Source organism: Vibrio sp. A8-1 (genome assembly GCF_013048685.1).
GTDB lineage: Bacteria > Pseudomonadota > Gammaproteobacteria > Enterobacterales > Vibrionaceae > Vibrio > Vibrio metschnikovii.
Map to the genome: position 1 here is coordinate 1 of NZ_VHTC01000033.1, position 19,457 is coordinate 19,457.

A 19,457-nucleotide genomic window follows, 5' to 3' on the forward strand; every position below is an offset into this window, starting at 1 on the left:
GAAGGTTTCAATTAATTTGTCCATGCTCTTTCCTTGGAGGTATCTGTTCCTTTTGGTCGAATGATCAGATCGGGGAACGAGCAATTAGTTCCTCTGCCAGCTCAGTTTCTTATCCAGAGTTCAGGTTAATTAACCTAATAGCGCGAGTGCCGCCGTTGGTGCCTGTTTCGCTTGAGCTAAGACTGAGCTCGACGCTTGACTTAAAATCTGTGATTTAGTCAGTGCCGTAGTTTCTTTAGCAAAGTCGGTATCTTTGATCCGGCTCTTAGACGCATTAACATTTTCATTAATGTTATCCAAGTTATTAATTGCATGGCCGAATCGATTCTGGAACGCACCTAGCTCTGCACGATGACTATCAACATACTTAAGCGCCGCGTCAACAACGGCCACCGATTTTTGCGCTCCGCCAACGGTCGTTACATCAATTGTATCGATAGTGATCGCTTGACCCGTTTGCATATCCAGCTCGGTAGCTAATGCACCACTAAAAGCGACGGCGCCAGTGACATCATTATTTCCCGTAAAGACCTGTAGCTGCCCCTTCTCATTGACTGAGGCTTGTACTAAGTCAGTTTGACCATTAATGTAGGTGGCAACTTCTTCAATATCATCACCGACTTTAGCGGTAATATTAATGATTTGCTCATCGCCATTAATATCGGTCAAGGTTAAAGTTAAATCATTACTACCATCACTAACCGTCCAATCTTTATCTGCCTCAGTCGCCGCAACGTAACTGGTTCCTCCCATCATCGCGTTATCACTACGCATGTCTTTCATGGTCAGCATCACAGCTTCACCGCTCTGAGATCCAATCTGGAACGACTTCGTTTGGAAAGTACCGTTCAATAGACGATTACCCGCAAATGAGGTGGTCTCTGCAATACGATTCAATTCATCATTAAGTGCCGTGACTTCTTCTTGGATAGCGACACGCTCAGATTTTGAGTTTGAACCATTCGCAGATTGTAAAGAAAGATCCCGCATCCGTTGCAAAATGTTGGTGGTCTCATTCATGGCGCCTTCGGCGGTTTGTGCCATGGAAATACCATCATTCGCGTTACGAACAGCAACGTCTAAACCACGACTTTGCACATTCAAACGGTTTGAGATCTGCAAACCTGCAGCATCATCTTTCGCACTATTAATTTTAAAACCTGAAGACAAACGTTCCATTGACGTTTGCTGTGCACTGGTTGCACTGTTCAGGTACCTCTGTGCCGTCATCGCTGACACGTTAGTGTTTACATTTACCGCCATAATTGGTCTCCTATTAATATTAGACGTAGCGGAACTTGCCGAACGGTTTCCGACGTCTCGGATAACCACGTAGTTCTCTCAAAGTATCTTTAATAGCGACTCAAACGACGATTCCTTTAGGGGATTTATTGAGCAAGGTGAATTAAGCGACTTAGAAAGAAGAAACTGAGGCATAAGACGCAAAACCAACCGAAAAAGACATAAATAGCTCAAGATTTAGCGGTAATGGCCGGGGGGGATGAGAAATGGATTGGCAGAAAAAAGAAAAGCCCCTTTTCCTTTGAGAGAACCGGGGCTATGGTTGGCAGCCATTGCCAATGTGGAGATCAAGAGAAATGAACACATTATGGCTAACCATAATGTATGGTTATTTTCCTAGTATAAACAGGCGTATCTGAGAGAGCTTATACTGTTCTAACAACCATACCTTGCCAAGGTTGCGGATTACATACTCACGTCTGAGCTTATTAATGCCGCCTCCCAGGACTACTGCAATAATGATATTGCAGAGTTTGGCAACTGTTTTGCTTGAGCAAGAATTGACGTTCCTGCTTGCTGCAATATTTGTGACTTAGTCAACTGAGTCGTCTCTTTCGCAAAGTCGGTATCTTTAATCCGGCTCTTCGAGGCTTCGACGTTCTCTTGGATGTTGGCCAAGTTATTAATACTGTGGTTGAGTCGGTTCTGTTTAGCACCTAAATCCGCGCGTTGTGAGTCAATGTATTTGAGCGCTGCATCTAAGATACCGACTGCGTTTTGCGAGCCACCAACGGTGCGCATATCAATATTTTGCACGGTCGTTTTCTCTCCAGGACCACCGGCTAAACCAAGTTCAGTCGCTAAGCCTCCAGAGATGGTTAAATCACCTTCAATGTGTGGTTCAGCAACAAAAATCTGTAGCTTACCATCTTCGTCGACTGAGGCTTTGAGCAAGTCAGTCTGACCATTGATGTAAGTTGCGAGCTCTTCAATATCGTCACCGGTTTTGGCTAAGATATCTAATGTCACTTCTTGACCATCTTTTTTGGTGAACTCTAATTTCAAATCGTTTGCCGTCTGATCGACGCCCCAATCTTTGTTTTTGCCTTCAGTAGCAATAAAAGATTGTCCGCCCATCCGATAGTCATCGGCACGGATACTGGTTAAGCCCATGATGATCGCTTCACCGGAACTAGAACCAATTTGGAATGATGCTTCACCAAATGACCCGTTGAGCAATCGACGACCACCAAAAGAGGTCGTTTCTGCAATTCGGTTTAACTCATCTTGCAGAGCAACCGACTCTTCGTTAAGTGCTTGACGCTCGGCATCTGAGTTGGTTCCGTTGGCTGATTGTAGGGCCAAATCACGCATACGTTGCAGAATGCTGGTTGACTCATTCATTGCTCCTTCAGCGGTCTGAGCAATCGAAATACCATCGTTAGCATTACGCATTGCCACATCAAGACCACGAGACTGAGCGATCAATCGGTTTGAAATTTGCAAACCTGCCGCATCATCTTTGGCACTGTTAATACGGTTACCAGAAGAAAGACGCTCCATCGAGGTATTTAAATCGTTGGACGACTTGGTCAAGTAACGCTGAGCGGTCATTGCCGACACGTTGGTATTTACATTAATGGTCATATTTTGCTCTCCTATCGAGTCCGCAAGTTTTTTGCGAAGCGGTCAGCTTTACTCTCTTGGAAGCACTGACCGTAAATCACTTGCCAAATACACCCTAAGGTATATTTAAGATCGGGTGGTATTCACTCTGTTTAAATTAATCCAATAAACATGCCAACTTTTCAAACGAACTCAATGAAAATTTTAAACCTTTATAATCAATAAGTTAGTTTCAATTATTTACAAAACTCTCTTTCGTTCAGCACTGATAACATACCGTTGCCGCTTTTTTTTGCCGCTCCGCCTGCTGTCGACTGGCAAAGGAAAGCCGACCGAAGACAAGATGAGATTTAAAGCAAAAAAACACCTCTCTTTTCGCACTGATGGCATAGCACATAAGGCACAAAGATAGGATTTATTAACCTTTCGAGGTTAAGCGTTGTTCGAGAGAAACAAGTTCTTGTCCCGAACTCAAACAACGACTTAATGATGCTGAGCAAGCGATTCTCACTAACCTCTAAAGGTAATTAAATAGGGTTAAATCTTTCGCTTTGCCAAACGCCAATTGAGAGGCTTGCAGCGCTCTCGAGTTTTCATTAAATTCAATCACTGCTTGCGAGTAATCGAGATCTTCAAACTGACTCTTCGAGCGAGCCAGACTGATTTTAAAATCTTCATGCTGATCTTCTTGTAGATCTAAGGTGCTCAATCGAGCACCGACATCCGAACGAACTTGGTTTAAATGAATAAAGGCAGTGTGTAATTCTTCGGTGATTTGATGAAGCTTGCCAGTGGTTGAAGCATCGGAAACAGAACCTTTCGAGTACTCAATGGCTTTTTTAAAACTATCAAATACTGTAAATGTTTTACGTGGATTCAGAGTGATGCTGTCTCCGGCTGTGATACTGCCTTTGATATTAATAGTGAGACCTTGATATTGAACCCCTGTTCTTGGATCAAAGTCATTAACCTCGACAACCTCACCATCGCGCTCTAACTGATAAGCAAAGCCGCCATTGAGCATATCCACAAACGTTACCGTATAGCTGGCATTATCACCGTCATCACTGTTCGTTGCCCGCTCAAGCAATAATTCCGATCCTTCTTGTAATGCATACTCAGGTTCAAAATCACCAAATGGATTATTAATATCCATAAACATTTGGTTGCCTGGGGTATTGAAGGGCATTTCTAAATTATTGGAGATGCGCATTTTTCGCTGATAATCATCACCGTAATAGGTCACGTTACCTTGATTATCTCGAAAAAAAGGTTGGTTCTTCGGCCGAGTTCCCGCAAAAATAAAATTACCCGTTTCGTCTTGTACATTGGCAAGATTCAAAAAGTTATTAGCAATTTCTTGAATTTGCCGCGCCTGAGTTTCACGATCTTCGGGAGATAATGAACCGTTGATCATTTCCATGACCATACGCTTGGCTTTATCGGTAAACTCTTCGGCATTAGAAATGATCACTTCTTGGTGCTCAAGACGATTACGAACCAGTACAATGGCATCTAAGTATTGGCGCAACTGCTCTTCTTGTTGTGTTACATTTTGAATGTAATGCGTCGCGAGTGGGTTATCTCCGGCAGACAAAAGCTTTTTTCCCGAAGCTAATTGCGCTTGGTTGTGATGAACTTTATTTTCTTGGCGACGTAAATCGTTTTGCACCGACTGATAGTTATGGAAGCTAGAAATTCGATTTAACATTTACTTGTCCCCCTACCTGAGCTGCAAAATGGTATTAAACGTGTCATTTGCAGCCTGCATGATGCGCGATGAGGCCATATAAGCATGCTGAAACTTCATCATATTGGCTGCTTCTTCATCCAAGTTAACCCCAGACACTGAACCAATACGCGATTCCGCCGCCTCTTTTTCTAAACGAGCCACATCGGCTAAGCGAGTCGAAGTCGAGAGTTTTAAACCGAAATCGGTATTCAAGTTATGATACAAACCGATAATGGTTGACTCATTGTCATTCATTTTTTTGGTGGTTTGTAGATGAATCATCTTGCGTAAATTACCGTTATCACCTTCCGCCGGATTTAAATTGGCGGTAAATTTATCATTCTCAATCGCCCCTCGAGTCAGGGTAAAGACGGTCGGTTGACCACTCGCTTGTTGAGCAGGGATAACTATCGGTAACTTTGATTGGTCGTCATTAAATAAATAAGGTTGCGTTGCGAGCAACTGGCCATTTTTGTCCACCACACGAATTTGCATCTCATGATCGCCAGCACCTGTATTAGGGACAAGATAAGCTTCAAACTCTTTGATATCACCAACTTGGTCAATTTGAAATTGGGCACGCCCTTGAGCAAAAGAAGTCGAGGCTTGATAGCTTTGGGCGGCAATCTTTGTCGGATCATTGGTTGCCATCTGAATCTGAGCGGCGCCATCACGGGTTGGGCGAACGATGACTCGCTCACCAATTTCTGGTGGAGTATTGACCTGAATACGCAAGCCATCTAAATAAAGATTACCTTGATTAAGTGCGAGGATCTGTTGCTTGCCATCTGGTAACGTCGCCACATAATGACTGCCTGTATAAGACAGAGCAAACTCGCCACCTTTTAACTGACTAAGATCATCGATGTACACTCGAATATCAGCATTCGAATCACTGGCTGTGGCAATACGTGAACGAGCATTGACTTCAGAGTTAACATCGGAAAAAAGCAGCCCACCAACATTACCACGCAGATCTAAACCTTGGCTTTGTAACTCGTTGACCTGATGAGCAAAAGAAATTGATAAACGACCGATTTCATCCAGTAATCCAGGAATATGTTGATCACGCATTTCAAATAGCGCAGCCATCTTTCCGCCGATCTCTTTTTCAGAAATAGACTTTAATGTATTTCCTTCAACGACTGCCAAGCGACGCTGTTTGACATCTGGATAACCGTCAATCATTTTTAATTGACTCGCTTCCGTTCCCGAGACAAGGGTATGTCCGCTACCAATATGAATATTAAAACCTTCAGCACTGGTACGGGGTGTTACCGTTACTTTGGTATATTGGGAAAGTTCAGCGACTAATTTTTCATGCTCATCCATCAAATCATTATGTGGACCAGGCACACGCATCATTAGCCGCTGTAAATCACGTATTTCTAACGCTAACTGGTTGATTCGCTCTATACCAACGTCGAGTCCTTTATTAGTGATATCAAACTGACGTCGCACGGTTTCATGAAAATCATTCAAATTTTGAGTAACAAGATTCGCTTTTTCGAGCACAACTTTGCGCACCCCGACATCATTGGGGGTGTCGGCTAAACTTTTTACTGAATCAAACCATTCGTTAAGATTTTCGGGGATTTTCTTAGAAGCAACAGAAGAGAGTAACTTAGAGAGCATATCTAAGTTTTCTTCGGTATCGCTATTAAAAGCGTGGTTGGTTGTGGCAAGATTCAGCTCTTTAACGGCAAACTGATCCCAAGAGCGGCGAACATTTTCCACATGTACGCCCATCCCATAGGTTTGACCACCGAGTTGGCGAGGTGCATTGGTCCCTTGGATCACAGACTGACGGCTGTAACCCTCGGTATTAACATTCGCAATGTTATGACCCGTGGTATTGAGTTGTCTCTGAGCCGTTAATACGCTCTGCGCACCAAGATTCAGAAGATCAGACGCCATACTTGCCCCCAAAAAACCGATTAACGCCAGTCGTTACTGACCCCATTACTACTTATAAAAGCAATAACTATGCCAATGAATGAGGTTAGTTAACTAGAGGAAATATAAAAGATAAAACTGAAGCGCTAGAAGAAACTGGTTGCGAGGCCAACCAGCCAAAGCCTATTTCTATATTCAATAAGGTACGAAATGAAAGGATGTTTATTGCGCTAAGTGAATGATCGCCAAGTCAGAAAAAATCCAATATACCCAAACGACTTGGAATTACAGGTAGGCAGCAAGTGAGTGAATCCCCATGAGCATTAGCTGTTATCCATTTGATCGATCTGCACTTTTACTCGCAATACTTTATCTGCATAATGAGGATCGGTCGCATAGCCAGCTTGATGAATACCATGAATAAACGCTTCACTACTTCCACCATGCTCTAAGGCGGTGCTGTAGCGAGGATTATTTTCTAAAAAGCGTAAATAATCATCAAAACTGTCTTGGAAGCTTGGATAAGCGCGAAAAGCGGCTTTTTCCATAACCGGAGTTTGATCGTAATATTCTAAGGTTTGAGTGGCAACACGCTGCCCCTGCCAACTTCTATCAGCTTTAATATTAAATAAATTATTACTGCTTCCACGGGCATTACTGACCATTTTTTGTCCCCAACCGGTTTCTAAAGCAGCTTGAGCAAGCAGTAAAGAAGCATCAATACCTAACGCTTGTGCCGCTTTATCGGCGTAAGGTTTGAGTGATGTGACAAAAGATTGTGGTGAATCAAAACGGTATTCATGAGCCGGTGATGAAGATGCCGCCACTACGCTATTATTGGGCCGCTCAGCCGCCACCGATCGCGCTTGTTGGACGCGATTCATCGCCTCTTGGAAACGGTCGTTATCTTGATCGGTAGGTGCGACATTATCTGCCGCCGTCAGCTGTGCAACAATCATATCGGCCAAGCCTAACGAACCTGAGGCGCTTAACTGACTGACCATTTGCTCGTCTTGCATTTGTCGATAAAAATCTTCGTTATTACTGCTGAATAAATCCGATTTAAACGCTGAGTTCGCATCGCGCATCGACTTTAACATCATGGTGGTAAAAATAGCCTCAAACTGTCTTGCAGCGGCAGTCAGTGCCTCTTTTTCAGCGCCAGCATCACCATTGAGTGCTTGTTGACGTAATTTATCTAGGCTGGCGATATCATGAATAAAGCCGATATCATTGGGGTTATTCACCATCACGAACTCCTTAGATAATAATTAACTGACCTTGAATGGCACCAGCTTGTTTTAATGCTTGTAAAATTGCCATTAAATCTGACGGAGCAGCCCCGACTTCATTCACAGCCCTGACCAATTCATCTAAAGTCGTTCCGGTTTCTAACTTAAACATTTTTCCTTGCTGCTCAACGACTTCAATATCTGTATCGGGAATGATCGCCGTCTCTCCTCCAGCAAAAGGATTGGGTTGATCAACGCCCCAGTTTTCTTTGATCGCCACCGTCATACCGCCGTGAGTCACAGCGGCGGGTCTTAAACGTACATGCTGACCAATCACAATCGTTCCGGTTCGTGAATTGACGATAATCTTTGCCGCCATATCCGCAGGTTCAAACTCAAGGTTTTCTACTGCAGAAAGAAAAGCCACTCTTTGCGAGACTTCTCGAGGTGCACGAACGCGTACTGAAGTTGCATCAATGGCTGAGGCCATATCTGGGCCTAAAAATTGGTTCACGGTATCGGCCATTCGTTGTGCCGTCGTAAAATCCGATTGGAAAAGATTAAAAGTGATAAAATCACCACGACCAAAAGGCGTTGGAATTTCTCGCTCGACTATCGCCCCATTAGAAATCATACCAACCGTTGGGTTGTTGCCAACCAAACTTGACCCATCCGCTCCAGTCGCACTAAATCCACTGACCACTAAATTGCCTTGAGCCACAGCATACACTTGGCCATCCAGTCCTTTTAAGAAAGTTTGTGTCAATGTACCACCACGTAAACTGCTCGCTGAGCCTATCGACGATACGGTGACATCAATTGTCTGTCCTTGCTTCGTAAACGGAGGCAGTTCCGCCGTCAACATGACTGCGGCAACGTTTTTGGTATTGGTTCGTGTGCCAGGCGGCAATTGAATGCCAAAGTTTTGCAGCATGGCGCGAAAACTTTGATCAGTAAACGGGTTTGATTCTCCTGTACCGGGTAACCCCGTCACTAAACCATACCCGACTAATTGGTTACTACGCACACCGGCTACTTGTGCAACATCTTTAATTCGCGTCGCATGAGCACTGCTTGCCATGAACACCATTAAGAGCAATAAAATTTTTTTCATCATCGTTGACCTTCTCTCAATGTGGATACGCATCGCCATGTGATCATTTTATCGTGTCAAAAAATCGACTTATATTGTCATACTATAAAGAGACATTAAAAAATCGTGCCAAGAATCCAGGCTCTTGCATATCTTGATTCGATCCGGTACTGGAGTATTGAATTCGAGTATTAGAGATACGATTAGACGCTATCGTATTGTCGTAACCAATATCATCTGGACGCACGGTGCCACTTAAACGAATGTATTCATCACCCGTGTTGAGCATTAACCACTTTTCGCCTCGAACCACTAAATTGCCGTTAGATAAAACATCAATGACTTCAACGGTAATCGAACCTTGTAAATTATTATTTTGGTTTGCTTGCGCACTACCCGAAAATTGATTGTTATTTTTCAAAGCGTAAGAGAAGTTGTAATCACCAATGGTCAGCTCCTGACCACCAACACTGAGTGGGTCCATCGATGCGTCATTATTTTTAGTTAATTTAGCATCCGCGCTTTTGGTCGCCTTGGTGTTTTCATTCAACGTCACAGTAATAATGTCGCCAATCCCTCGCGGCTTAGCATCACTGTATAAACTCACTGCTCGAGCGAGATTAAACAATGAACCAGTCTCAGCAGCATAATGCTCAGGTTTGGCTTTCGGATGAATAGGAGCCCAAGCAGGGTCACCAGCAACCGGATCATTTCGGTTACGTAATGTATCAAGTAAGCCTGTGCTACCGTCAGACGATCGATCACCCTCAACTGCATCGACTACCGTTGTGCCTTGCACCACATCTGCCGTTTCAAGGGGTGCGGGTAATAAACTGCATCCTGAAAGTAATGCCACAAAGGCTAAACTGAGTATACGTTTCATCATCATAGTCTCTTAGTTAGTCAGTGATTAGAGTTGTTGATTAACAAAACTCATCATTTGATCCACAGAAGAGATCACTTTAGAGTTCATCTCATAGACTCGCTGCGCTTCAATCATGTTGACCAACTCTTCGGTAACATTGACGTTAGAGCTTTCCAACATAGATTGACGGATATTGCCAAGCCCATCCAAACCAGGAACGCCTTCTTGTGGATCGCCACTGGCCCCCGTCGGTAAATATAGGTTTTGCCCAACAGGTTCTAAACCGCCTGGGTTAATGAAATCCACGATGGTGATCTGTCCTAAGACTTGGTTCTCTTGCTGACCACGTAAACGCACCGAAACTTCACCGTCATTGCCCACAGTGATCGAGATAGCATCTTCAGGAACGACGATTTCTGGTTGTACTAAATAACCAGCTCCAGAAGTCACGATCGCGCCTTCCGCGTTCAAAGTAAATTGACCGTTACGGCTATAGCCAATATTGCCATCCGGCATGAGAATCTGGAAAAAGCCATCGCCTTCAATCATCATATCTAAGCTATTGTTAGTGGTCTGGACGTTACCGTTAGTGTGAACTTTTTGAGTTGCTACCACCTTCGCCCCGGCTCCTAACATTAACCCGCTCGGTAACTCCGTATTTTGTGAAGACTGACCGCCAGGCTGATTAATATTTTGGTAAAACAGATCCTCAAATACCGCTCGACTCTTTTTAAAACCCACCGTTGAGGCGTTAGCTAAGTTATTTGAGATGGTGGCAATATTGGTCTGCTGGGCATCTAGACCCGTTTTACTTATCCATAATGCAGGTTGCATACTAAATTCCTCTCACTTAGCTCATACGCAGTAAAGAGTCAGACGCTTTGTCCATCTCTTCTGCCGTACTCATCATTTTGACTTGCATTTCAAACTGACGCTGTAAATCAATCAGGTTGGTCATCTCTCCCACTGCATTGACGTTGCTGCCCTCAAGAGCGCCAGTCAACACTTTCACTGTGGCATCGGCTACGTATTCTGCATTAGGATCTTTGGCTCGAAATAAGCCATTAATATCTTTGAATAAAGAACGATTATCAGGCTTGACCAATTTAATACGATCAACGATTTCCATCGCATCGGCAGGTGCCCCTTGTGGACGAACCGAGATAGTGCCGTCATTACCTATCTCTACTTTATTCAACGGGATTGGCAAAGTAATCGGCGCACCCAACTCACCTAACACTAAATGACCATTACCATTAAGTAATAAGCCATTTTGATCAATGCGTAGATTACCGCTGCGCGTTAAACCTTCATTGCCAGTTTTATCTAATACTGAAATCCAGCCATCACCTTGAATGGTAATATCGAGTTCTCGTCCTGTGGTGATCACGCTGCCTTGGTCAAAGCGGTGCCCTGGGCGCTCTGTCATGCTAAATACGCGACTAGGTAGCCCTTCACCATACGCTTGCATTGAACGCGCTTGTTCTAAATCAGCTCGAAAGCCCGTAGTACTGACGTTAGCAAGGTTATTGGCTCTTAGCTGCATCGCCTGCATATTTTGTTTAGCGCCACTCATGGCAAGGAACAGTGCGCGATCCATCAGACGTTCTCCACAATCATTAATTAATCATAAATAAGCAATTGGCGTGCCATTATTTTTACACTTATTAATCAGTAATTTAAGGAAGATAAAATGACAATTGCGCAATGAAAAGCGGCAATTTAACGGCAAGAGAAGACAGAGGATGCCATGTGGCATGCCGTTCTACCTAAAGATCACTAGTGAAGGTCGAACGAAGAGAAAAAACGAAGGAAGAAGTACATGCCTAAGTAGACAAAGCAACTTAGGCATGTTGAATCGAATAAATCTAGGATTAACGGATTTGTAAAATCGTTTGTTGTAATCCAGTATGCACTTCTAAAGCCCGCGAGTTAGCCTGGAAGTTACGCTGTGCAGAAATAAGATCCACCAGCTCTTGGGTCATATCAATGTTTGACTGCTCAAGCACACCATTACTGATAGTACCAAATGAGCCTTTGCTTGATTCACCCCAAATTTTAACGCCAGATTGCTGAGTAGAATCCCATTGCGTGCCACCTTTTTTATCCAAACCTTGCTCATTAGCCACTCGAACCATCGCGACTCGACCTAAGGTCACATTTTGTCCATTTGAATAGGTGGCAAGTACACTACCGTACTCATCAAAATCGATTTTGGTCAAAAAGCCCGTGGTCGCACCATCTTGATCAAACTTCGTTAATTCAAATGGCGCAGCAAATTGAGTCGCTTGGTTAAGATTGAACGCTAAAGTTTGTGTACCATCGGCTCCATTCATATCGATGGGATTATCCCCTTGATCAAATGCCACTGAGACAATCGGATTACCACTATTTAAACTGGCTAGGGTACCATCATTGTTAAAGCGTAATGTATGCCCCACATGGCCATTTGGAGAAACCGCATCCCCACCAGCAATATTGAGTGGTTTTTCACCGGTTTTATCGGTAACCGTATAGTAGGTATTCCACTTATTATTTTCATTTTGATCTTTTAAATAATAGGTGGTGAGCTTATAAGGTTGCCCCATTGAGTCATAAATGGTTGATGACGTGGTGCGGTTGTAAGTATCAGGATCAGTAATATCAAACAGCGCAGGATCTTTTAAATCACCGTTCGCAGGTAAATTAGCTGAGAGTTCTATATTGCCGGTTTGCTTTGGTTTACCAAACTGAGCCGGAATATTGATCGGCTTAGGCTCGTAAGATAGAACTTCTCCATTATCAGGGTTCACTTCATAACCTAATAGATATTGATCGTTTGAGGTGACCATGAAGTTATTTTTATCGAGGTGAAATGCACCGTTACGAGTCAATTCATTTTGCTGAGGGATTAAGCGATCTTTAGCAACTGCAAAAAATCCGGTACCGGCAATACGCAAATCCATTGGGTTATTGGTATAAATACTCGACCCTTCGTGAAATTGTTGCGCAACCTTACTCGCCTGAACACCTTGGCCTGGTGTAGTTTTTGAATTGGTAAATAGCGACGTTGAATACACATCACCAAACTCAGCCCGCGACTCTTTAAAGCCGTAGGTATTCGCGTTGGCAATATTATTACTGGTGGTATTCAAATCTAATTGAGCAGCAGAAAGACCGCTTAACGATATATATGACATAACAAATTCTCCTGTTTGGCGAGCATAATTATGCTTTGCCAACTCCTAGTACTTCAGCAAGTCGTACTGGTGATTCAAAACCAGCAAGATTGAGCAGTACATTACCGTCGCCTTTACCGAGTAGAACACTATTAACATTCGCGTAGGTTGATACGCCAAATTCGGCATTCTCACCACCGAGCAAACCCGAGGCTCTGACTCGATATCGCCCTTCAGGTAATGGATTTCCATTTTCATCATTACCATCCCACTCGACACGATTATCACCGCCAGGTTTTGCACCAACATCAAAAGTACGCACCAATTGGCCAGCTTCATTTTCAATGCGAATGAATAAGTTTTGTACTGCTTGAGGCAATTTGACCATTGCCGCCATGCCGCCAACATCCGACTTCATTCCAGCAGAACCGGGAACCAGAACATCTCGTCCTACTAGCGACGAAGCCTGTAGCGCCTGATTAGAAGTCATTGCCGAGTTTAAACTTTCAAATTGACCGTTCATTTTGCCAATGCCATCAACGGTGGCAAAAGAGGCCATTTGAGCAATCATTTGATCGTTACTCACGGGTTTAAATGGATCTTGTTGTGCCAACTGTTTGGTCAATAACGAGAGAAAATCCTCTTGTTTCAACTCTTGTTGCCCAGTCGTCTCCGTGGGCTTTTTCTGCTCTTGTAGCGCTTTCAGTTGGTCTATATAGGACAAGCCGCTTTGACCAAGGTTATTAATGCCAGCCATTTGCTACCTCCTACCCTTATTGACCCATCTGCAGCGTACGCAGCAGCATCTGTTTACTTGCATCGGCCACTTGAACGTTTGTTTGATAAGAACGTGAAGCAGAAATCATATTGGCCATTTCTTCCATAACATTAACATTGGGCTTATAAATAAAGCCTTCATCGTTGGCCAAAGGATGATCGGGATTGTATTCCGCATTTAACGGCTTATTACTTTCGACAATCCCTAACACTTTTACCGGAACATTGGGGTCACGATGATAACGAGCTTTATTTAACTCTGCACCGAACACCGCGTGACGGGCTTTATACGTTTCTTTCGCCGAACTACTGACACTGTCTGCGTTCGCTAAGTTACTGGATGTCGTATTTAGACGAACAGATTCAGCACTCATTGCAGAACCAGTCACATTGAATACATTAAATAAGCTCATCTAATTAATCCCCTTTAATCGCTTTTGATAGGTTCTTAAACTTACTGCCTAAGAACTCTAGAGAGGCTTGGTGGCGCAGTTGATTTTCCATAAAGAGGTTACGCTCTAAATCAACATTGACCGTATTGCCATCTCCGGTATCCGGTTGAGTCGGAATGCGGTAAAGCATTTCCCCTGTCACCGTTTTTGAGGCAGGAATATGCCGACCGTCCGTACGGCTAAGACTAATGCTTGCCCCTGAACTTGCCGCCTTTAATGCTCGATCAAAGTCCATTCCTTTTGCTTTAAAGCCCGGAGTGTTCGATTGTGCAATATTGGTCGCAATCACTTCTGCATTGCGTGCACGAACACCAACTGTGTGTTGATGGATACCGAGTGCTTTATCAAAAGAAATAGTCATGTTTTGCCTCTTTACTAAGAACCGACCGTTACTTGATTTAAAAAGCAAATTACGTACCAAGTTTTAGATGCTTTAGGAAATTAGTGGTTCATCACACGCTGGGGTACTTTAGTCTGTCTTACTATCATAGAACATGCTGCTAAAAGAAAAGGCCAATGATACGACTTTAGGTTAAAGCAAGAATTTAGCCATATTGAGCTTAATGATAAACAAAACCCGGCATACTGCCGGGTTTACCAGAATCAATCTGTTGTGTTTATTTTAGCTTATAAATAATACCGGGATTACAGCGAACCATATCAAAACGATCCGTCAGCCCAGTCAATGACTCTGAAGCTCCGAGCAATAAATAGCCACCAGGATTTAAACTACTCGCCATCTGATTCAGTACTTTTGATTTCATATCCGGTGCAAAGTAGATCAGTACATTACGACAAAAAATAATATCGAACTTACCCAAAAGGGCGTAACTTTCCATTAAGTTTTGAGGCCGAAAGTTAACCAATTTTTTTACGTTATCTTTGACTCTCATTCGTCCATCACCGTTTTCTTCAAAGAAAGCCCGACGACGCTCTGGCGACAACCCTCTGCCGAGTGCTAGATTATCGTAAATTCCTGATCGACACATATCTAGCATGCTGCTGGAAATATCGGTCGCCGTTATCGCCACACTCGGAAGCATACCCGGGCGCTTTTGCTGAACCTCTAAGACCGTCATCGCCATCGAGTAAGGTTCTTGACCTGAAGAGCTCGCCGCAGACCAGATTTTAATCGGTCTTTTGCTTTTCGCAACTTCAGGCAATAAACGTTCAGCCAACACCGTGAAAGGGTATGAATCTCGAAACCACAAGGTTTCGTTCGTGGTCATTGCATCGACCGCAGCGACTCGCAATTCACGATTTCTGCCCGTCACAACATCGCGCAACAGATCAGACAATGAGCTGAGCTTAAACTTATTGACCAGTGGACTAAGACGACTTCTCACTAGGTATTGTTTACTGTCGCCCAGCACGATACCGCACTGAGACTCTAAAAACCGACAAAAATCGCGATACTCTTGATCGCTGATAGTAATAGCAGTCATGTAGTTCTCTTTATTCTACTAGCGCAGCTTTCACCGCGTTGCCAAGCTCATCGGGATTGAATTTAGCGATGAAAGAGTTGGCACCGACCCTTTCAACCATTGCTTGGTTAAATACTCCACTCAGTGACGAATGGAGAATAACATATAAATTTTTTAATTCATTATGACGTCGAATCTCTGCAGTTAAGGTATAGCCGTCCATCTCAGGCATTTCAATATCCGAAATCACTAAACAGATTTGCTCATAGATACTGCCTTCTTTAGCCATACTTAACAGCTTTTCATAAGCATCTTTGCCATCTTTGGTTAGAATACACTCAAAACCAATCGACTCAATCGCTCTTTGCACCTGTTTGCGTGCCACACTTGAGTCATCAGCAATAAGAATTCGGCGTACAATCGGTTTTTCTTGCTCAGCATGAGCAATATCTTCGCCAATCGATGCATTCATAATTTCGTTGACCGGGGCGATTTCAGCGAGGATTTTTTCTACATCAAGAATTTCAACCAACTCATTATCGATATTAGTAACGGCAGTAAGGTAATTGCCTTTGCCTGCCGCTTCAGGTGGTGGCAATATCGCTTCCCAACGCATATTGATGATTCGCTCAACGGAGCTAACTAAAAAAGCTTGAATCGAACGGTTAAACTCGGCGATAACCACAAAGCTCTTATCTACATCAACCGTTGGACGGCCACCGACGGCTAAGCTAAGATCGATCACAGAGACCGTTTGACCGCGGATGTGAGCAACACCTTTAACTAGGCGATGTAAGTTTGGCATGGCAGTGAGCTTCGGGCATTGCAGAACCTCTTTAACCTTAAATACGTTAATACCATAACGTTGACGCCCGTTAAGACGGAAAGTCAATAATTCTAGTTGGTTTTGACCAACAAGTTGCGTACGCTGATTCACAGAATCAAGAATACCCGTCATAAGCTCATCTCCATCTCAAACTTTTATAGGAAAAAAGTGGTAGTCTAAATCAGGCTATGAAGAAATCAGAGAAACGAACTATGAATTCGAAGACCCGTTTATTTTCCCATTCCCCAACTAAGTGTAGAGGGTTCTACCACTTTTTTTATAACTCTATCGGCTTTTTATTATTTTTCTTTAGTCTCTCGGTTTTTTCTGCAACGCCAGAGCAAATCGAACAGATTCAGCGAGCAGCCGAAAGTCATGTCATCAACACCGTCGATAAGCCAATAGGCGGTGAACTGGTCGTCAATGCGGCCAACATTGATCCTAGGATCTTTGCTACCGATTGTCCTAATGAGCTACAGACATCGTCTTCATCTCATAGCGGCTCTGCTAGTAATATCACTGTATTGGTTGAATGCCCAGCAGATAACTGGCGAATTTATGTTCCCGTGAGACTGACGATGACCGTTCCTATGGTGACGGCGCTTAATGCCTTATCCAGAGGACAAACGATTACGCAAAATGATATTACTCTTAGTATGGTAGATCTGCTTCGCTTTCGACGGCAAGGATTTTCCTCACAAGATATGGTAATTGGAGCAAAAACGAAAAGAAACTTACAATTGGGTGACGTGATCAATCGTAATGATATTTGTGTCGTTTGTAGAAATGAAAGCGTGTTGATCAGAGCCATTAGTAACGGGATGAATATCACAACTAGAGGCACCGCTCTCTCTGATGGTAACCTAGGAGAGCAGATAAAAGTGAAAAATGATCGTTCAAACCGTATAATAGATGCACAAGTGAGCGGAATGGGGGAAGTTACCGTGCAATTTTAAGCCCTTTACGATCATTTTTTATCGTTGAGTAAACAAAGCACTAAAGTTTTCTCTCTCTCCGTCGATATGACGGTACCTATAGATCAATTTTAAAGGCTCGTTTATGGCAGGTATTGATAACATACGCTCAGGTCAATCGTTGGTTACAACGAATCGTTCACCTGCTCGTTCAGACACAAATACAGCAGCATCATCAACATCGAGTGCCGCTCGCTCACAATCATCTCAACAAGATGCGGTATCACTAAGTACCCAAGGCAAAGCCATTGGTGAAATGCACAGTGGCATGGCCGCAACACCCAGCTTTGATACGGCAAAAGTAGCGGCAATAAAAGAAGCCATAGCGAATGGTTCTTATGTCGTTGATGCCGAAAAGCTCGCAGATAATATGATTAAGTTTGAGAAAGAGTTGGGTGGTTTTTAACCATCAACCGACTTTCAAATCAAACCCGTTCGTCAAGGTGGTTGATTTATGGCAGCATTAAACGATTTAGTCGCATTCCAATTGAAAAATGCTCAAGAGCTTTCAGTGGTATTGGAACAAGAAAAAATAGCCATTACCAGCCGTGTTTCTACTGATATAGAATCAACAGCGAAACAAAAGATAGCCTTGATCAATCGATTACAGCAAACCGATCAACGTATCGCGAGTCATCCCCATCTTAATCAGCTCACGGAAGATGAATATTTACATAGTACAATGACTCAAATTCGTTCGATTATTCACGATTGTCAGCAAGCCAACCTAGTGAATGGTGAAGCACTGGCAAGAGCACAAGTCAGTTTTAATAAGCTGAATAATTTGATGCAGCAAAGTCACGGCAAAATCGGCATGACTTACAATGCGACAGGTCAAACTCATACCGTTTCTACCTTAGGCACCAACCTTAAAGCTTGATGATCCCCGTGCCGTTTTTACCTACCATTTTTTACTCGCCACTATTCTAAAGTCACTGATAGCTTGCCAACTCAAACCCACAGCATAAAAAAAGCGGCCACAGTATTTGCAGCCACTTTCGTATATTCTGGAGAAAGAAAAGAGTTAAAATAAGGTTTGTTGACGTTTTTCTGGGACCTGCTGAACTTCGCCATAACTGCGTAATCGATCCATTTTACGGATATCTAACCGCAGTTCAGTTACATAGCTATCGCCAACTTTATAACTGCGAACCACTTCTGCGCCTCGAATCACACCATCCACTGCACCTGAGGTCAGTTCAGTACCTAAACGTTGATCATGTAAATCGGCTCGGCCACTAACTCGCATACCATAAACTTGTTCAGCCAATTCACGGTAAGCATCTATTTTAGAAGCACGCATTGCTCGCACTTGCTTTTCCTCATCATCACGGCCTCGTTGCTCACTGATGCTGGCATAACCGACTGCCGTCAACCAATCATCTTCACGCATCGCCTGCAATGGCTGGCAACCGGTGAGCAATATGACGATGGTCAGAAAAAAAAGTAATGGTGATCTCATCATATTCTCCTAAGGGCGCAAGATAACACTGTATGGACGAGTCATTGTTGGATCAGAACGAATAAGTACACCGTCTTGAGTGCGAATGGTATTCAAAGTATCTAAGTCACGTCCAATACGATCGGCCGGCAAGAAACCTTGAGCAGTCGCAACCACGATTCTCGATTGCATACCAACCACTCGAGCATTAACCAATACTCCCCCTTCTTGACGGAGCATAGTACCCGTTAATACGTATTGAATTTCTTGCTCTTGAGCCAAATCTTTCCAGTCTCGACTAAAAGCAAAGTCTCCTTGGCGAGTAACTTGAATTGTCCCTGTGGTTTTAAAATCTACCACTTTAAAGCCGCGACGTTGAAACTGATGAATTAATCCTTCAGATACAGAGTTACCTAACCAATTGGTGGTATCCATATCTTGTAGATCCACAAACGAAGTCACCGCGATCGGGGTACGAGCCGTCACACTGGTATTGGACTGAACGAGATCTTCTGTCAAACTATCAATAAAGAAATCCAACGTATGGCGTGGACTTTCTATTAACATAAATTGTGAGCCAGAATACGGCTCTTTACCATTATAAATTGGCGCATAAGCACACGCCGTCAAAAAGACTACCGGTACTAAACCAAGCCATTTTTTCATTTTCTTCATCTCCAGATATACTAAGGCTATCGTCCCGTTCACCCGTTTTGACA

20 protein-coding genes are annotated in these 19,457 nt (G+C 43.4%); 3 read left to right on the top strand and 17 right to left on the bottom strand.

Translation table 11 applies throughout. The features are described 5' to 3' along the window. Positions 1-129 precede the first annotated feature (129 nt). The 15 genes from FKN93_RS14260 to FKN93_RS14330 all read right to left on the bottom strand — a co-directional run bounded on the left by FKN93_RS14260 (position 130) and on the right by FKN93_RS14330 (position 16,455). Positions 130-1,263 carry a flagellin gene (locus tag FKN93_RS14260; RefSeq protein WP_154170401.1) on the bottom strand — a complete coding sequence of 378 codons (1,134 nt, stop codon included), beginning with the start codon at positions 1,261-1,263 and terminating at the stop codon, positions 130-132. Between the two features lie 486 nt (positions 1,264-1,749). Beyond that, positions 1,750-2,889, bottom strand: a complete 1,140-nt coding sequence (locus FKN93_RS14265; protein WP_170905380.1) for a flagellin — start codon at positions 2,887-2,889, stop codon at positions 1,750-1,752. Positions 2,890-3,385: 496 nt separating this feature from the next. Continuing rightward, positions 3,386-4,579 carry a flagellar hook-associated protein FlgL gene (gene flgL / locus FKN93_RS14270; RefSeq protein ID WP_004394718.1) on the bottom strand — a complete coding sequence of 398 codons (1,194 nt, stop codon included), beginning with the start codon at positions 4,577-4,579 and terminating at the stop codon, positions 3,386-3,388. Between the two features lie 12 nt (positions 4,580-4,591). Then, positions 4,592-6,517 (bottom strand): flagellar hook-associated protein FlgK, encoded by a 1,926-nt coding sequence (gene flgK, locus FKN93_RS14275; protein WP_154170399.1) that lies wholly within the window; start codon positions 6,515-6,517, stop codon positions 4,592-4,594. Positions 6,518-6,819: 302 nt separating this feature from the next. Continuing rightward, positions 6,820-7,746, bottom strand: a complete 927-nt coding sequence (gene flgJ, locus FKN93_RS14280; RefSeq protein ID WP_170905381.1) for a flagellar assembly peptidoglycan hydrolase FlgJ — start codon at positions 7,744-7,746, stop codon at positions 6,820-6,822. A 10-nt stretch (positions 7,747-7,756) separates the two neighbouring features. Next, positions 7,757-8,842: a flagellar basal body P-ring protein FlgI gene (locus tag FKN93_RS14285; RefSeq protein WP_040904112.1), complete on the bottom strand. Its 1,086-nt coding sequence runs from the start codon at positions 8,840-8,842 to the stop codon at positions 7,757-7,759. Between the two features lie 82 nt (positions 8,843-8,924). Beyond that, complete coding sequence (gene flgH, locus FKN93_RS14290; protein WP_040904730.1) at positions 8,925-9,704, bottom strand: flagellar basal body L-ring protein FlgH; 780 nt, start codon at positions 9,702-9,704, stop codon at positions 8,925-8,927. Positions 9,705-9,731: 27 nt separating this feature from the next. Beyond that, complete coding sequence (flgG, locus tag FKN93_RS14295) at positions 9,732-10,520, bottom strand: flagellar basal-body rod protein FlgG (RefSeq protein ID WP_040904110.1); 789 nt, start codon at positions 10,518-10,520, stop codon at positions 9,732-9,734. A gap of 16 nt (positions 10,521-10,536) precedes the next feature. Continuing rightward, positions 10,537-11,286, bottom strand: coding sequence for a flagellar basal-body rod protein FlgF (flgF, locus tag FKN93_RS14300; protein ID WP_004394712.1), 750 nt, complete (start codon positions 11,284-11,286; stop codon positions 10,537-10,539). Between the two features lie 274 nt (positions 11,287-11,560). Further along, the gene (flgE, locus tag FKN93_RS14305) at positions 11,561-12,865 is read right to left on the bottom strand and encodes a flagellar hook protein FlgE (RefSeq protein WP_170905382.1); all 1,305 of its coding nucleotides are present in this window, start codon (positions 12,863-12,865) and stop codon (positions 11,561-11,563) included. 28 nt (positions 12,866-12,893) lie between these two features. Further along, entirely contained in the window at positions 12,894-13,601 is a 708-nt protein-coding gene (locus tag FKN93_RS14310; protein ID WP_004394710.1) for a flagellar hook assembly protein FlgD, read from the bottom strand. A 16-nt stretch (positions 13,602-13,617) separates the two neighbouring features. After that, positions 13,618-14,034: a flagellar basal body rod protein FlgC gene (gene flgC / locus FKN93_RS14315; protein ID WP_004394709.1), complete on the bottom strand. Its 417-nt coding sequence runs from the start codon at positions 14,032-14,034 to the stop codon at positions 13,618-13,620. A 4-nt stretch (positions 14,035-14,038) separates the two neighbouring features. After that, on the bottom strand, positions 14,039-14,434 hold the full coding sequence (gene flgB / locus FKN93_RS14320) for a flagellar basal body rod protein FlgB (RefSeq protein WP_170905383.1): 396 nt from the start codon (positions 14,432-14,434) through the stop codon (positions 14,039-14,041). A gap of 256 nt (positions 14,435-14,690) precedes the next feature. After that, on the bottom strand, positions 14,691-15,518 hold the full coding sequence (locus FKN93_RS14325; protein ID WP_170905384.1) for a protein-glutamate O-methyltransferase: 828 nt from the start codon (positions 15,516-15,518) through the stop codon (positions 14,691-14,693). A 10-nt stretch (positions 15,519-15,528) separates the two neighbouring features. Continuing rightward, positions 15,529-16,455 (bottom strand): chemotaxis protein CheV, encoded by a 927-nt coding sequence (locus FKN93_RS14330; protein WP_170905385.1) that lies wholly within the window; start codon positions 16,453-16,455, stop codon positions 15,529-15,531. 56 nt (positions 16,456-16,511) lie between these two features. On the opposite strand from FKN93_RS14330, the gene flgA reads away from it, so the two are divergent. From flgA to flgN, 3 genes are all read left to right on the top strand, one after another. Continuing rightward, on the top strand, positions 16,512-17,279 hold the full coding sequence (gene flgA, locus FKN93_RS14335) for a flagellar basal body P-ring formation chaperone FlgA (protein WP_004394706.1): 768 nt from the start codon (positions 16,512-16,514) through the stop codon (positions 17,277-17,279). Between the two features lie 103 nt (positions 17,280-17,382). After that, entirely contained in the window at positions 17,383-17,703 is a 321-nt protein-coding gene (flgM, locus tag FKN93_RS14340) for a flagellar biosynthesis anti-sigma factor FlgM (RefSeq protein ID WP_170905386.1), read from the top strand. A 48-nt stretch (positions 17,704-17,751) separates the two neighbouring features. After that, positions 17,752-18,177 (top strand): flagellar export chaperone FlgN, encoded by a 426-nt coding sequence (gene flgN, locus FKN93_RS14345; RefSeq protein WP_161438695.1) that lies wholly within the window; start codon positions 17,752-17,754, stop codon positions 18,175-18,177. A gap of 144 nt (positions 18,178-18,321) precedes the next feature. Here flgN and flgP read toward each other — a convergent pair whose 3' ends face one another. Both flgP and FKN93_RS14355 read right to left on the bottom strand, forming a co-directional pair. Next, on the bottom strand, positions 18,322-18,759 hold the full coding sequence (flgP, locus tag FKN93_RS14350; protein WP_170905387.1) for a flagellar assembly lipoprotein FlgP: 438 nt from the start codon (positions 18,757-18,759) through the stop codon (positions 18,322-18,324). A 9-nt stretch (positions 18,760-18,768) separates the two neighbouring features. Next, positions 18,769-19,404 carry a FlgO family outer membrane protein gene (locus tag FKN93_RS14355; protein WP_004394702.1) on the bottom strand — a complete coding sequence of 212 codons (636 nt, stop codon included), beginning with the start codon at positions 19,402-19,404 and terminating at the stop codon, positions 18,769-18,771. Positions 19,405-19,457: the final 53 nt, after the last annotated feature.

Bases quoted from the DNA above. Each gene is read 5' to 3' on its own strand.
- FKN93_RS14260 (WP_154170401.1), bottom strand. From the start codon at position 1,263: ATGGCGGTAAATGTAAACACTAACGTGTCAGCGATGACGGCACAGAGG.
- FKN93_RS14265 (WP_170905380.1), bottom strand. From the start codon at position 2,889: ATGACCATTAATGTAAATACCAACGTGTCGGCAATGACCGCTCAGCGT.
- flgL (WP_004394718.1), bottom strand. From the start codon at position 4,579: ATGTTAAATCGAATTTCTAGCTTCCATAACTATCAGTCGGTGCAAAAC.
- flgK (WP_154170399.1), bottom strand. From the start codon at position 6,517: ATGGCGTCTGATCTTCTGAATCTTGGTGCGCAGAGCGTATTAACGGCT.
- flgJ (WP_170905381.1), bottom strand. From the start codon at position 7,746: ATGGTGAATAACCCCAATGATATCGGCTTTATTCATGATATCGCCAGC.
- FKN93_RS14285 (WP_040904112.1), bottom strand. From the start codon at position 8,842: ATGAAAAAAATTTTATTGCTCTTAATGGTGTTCATGGCAAGCAGTGCT.
- flgH (WP_040904730.1), bottom strand. From the start codon at position 9,704: ATGAAACGTATACTCAGTTTAGCCTTTGTGGCATTACTTTCAGGATGC.
- flgG (WP_040904110.1), bottom strand. From the start codon at position 10,520: ATGCAACCTGCATTATGGATAAGTAAAACGGGTCTAGATGCCCAGCAG.
- flgF (WP_004394712.1), bottom strand. From the start codon at position 11,286: ATGGATCGCGCACTGTTCCTTGCCATGAGTGGCGCTAAACAAAATATG.
- flgE (WP_170905382.1), bottom strand. From the start codon at position 12,865: ATGTCATATATATCGTTAAGCGGTCTTTCTGCTGCTCAATTAGATTTG.
- FKN93_RS14310 (WP_004394710.1), bottom strand. From the start codon at position 13,601: ATGGCTGGCATTAATAACCTTGGTCAAAGCGGCTTGTCCTATATAGAC.
- flgC (WP_004394709.1), bottom strand. From the start codon at position 14,034: ATGAGCTTATTTAATGTATTCAATGTGACTGGTTCTGCAATGAGTGCT.
- flgB (WP_170905383.1), bottom strand. From the start codon at position 14,434: ATGACTATTTCTTTTGATAAAGCACTCGGTATCCATCAACACACAGTT.
- FKN93_RS14325 (WP_170905384.1), bottom strand. From the start codon at position 15,518: ATGACTGCTATTACTATCAGCGATCAAGAGTATCGCGATTTTTGTCGG.
- FKN93_RS14330 (WP_170905385.1), bottom strand. From the start codon at position 16,455: ATGACGGGTATTCTTGATTCTGTGAATCAGCGTACGCAACTTGTTGGT.
- flgA (WP_004394706.1), top strand. From the start codon at position 16,512: ATGAAGAAATCAGAGAAACGAACTATGAATTCGAAGACCCGTTTATTT.
- flgM (WP_170905386.1), top strand. From the start codon at position 17,383: ATGGCAGGTATTGATAACATACGCTCAGGTCAATCGTTGGTTACAACG.
- flgN (WP_161438695.1), top strand. From the start codon at position 17,752: ATGGCAGCATTAAACGATTTAGTCGCATTCCAATTGAAAAATGCTCAA.
- flgP (WP_170905387.1), bottom strand. From the start codon at position 18,759: ATGAGATCACCATTACTTTTTTTTCTGACCATCGTCATATTGCTCACC.
- FKN93_RS14355 (WP_004394702.1), bottom strand. From the start codon at position 19,404: ATGAAAAAATGGCTTGGTTTAGTACCGGTAGTCTTTTTGACGGCGTGT.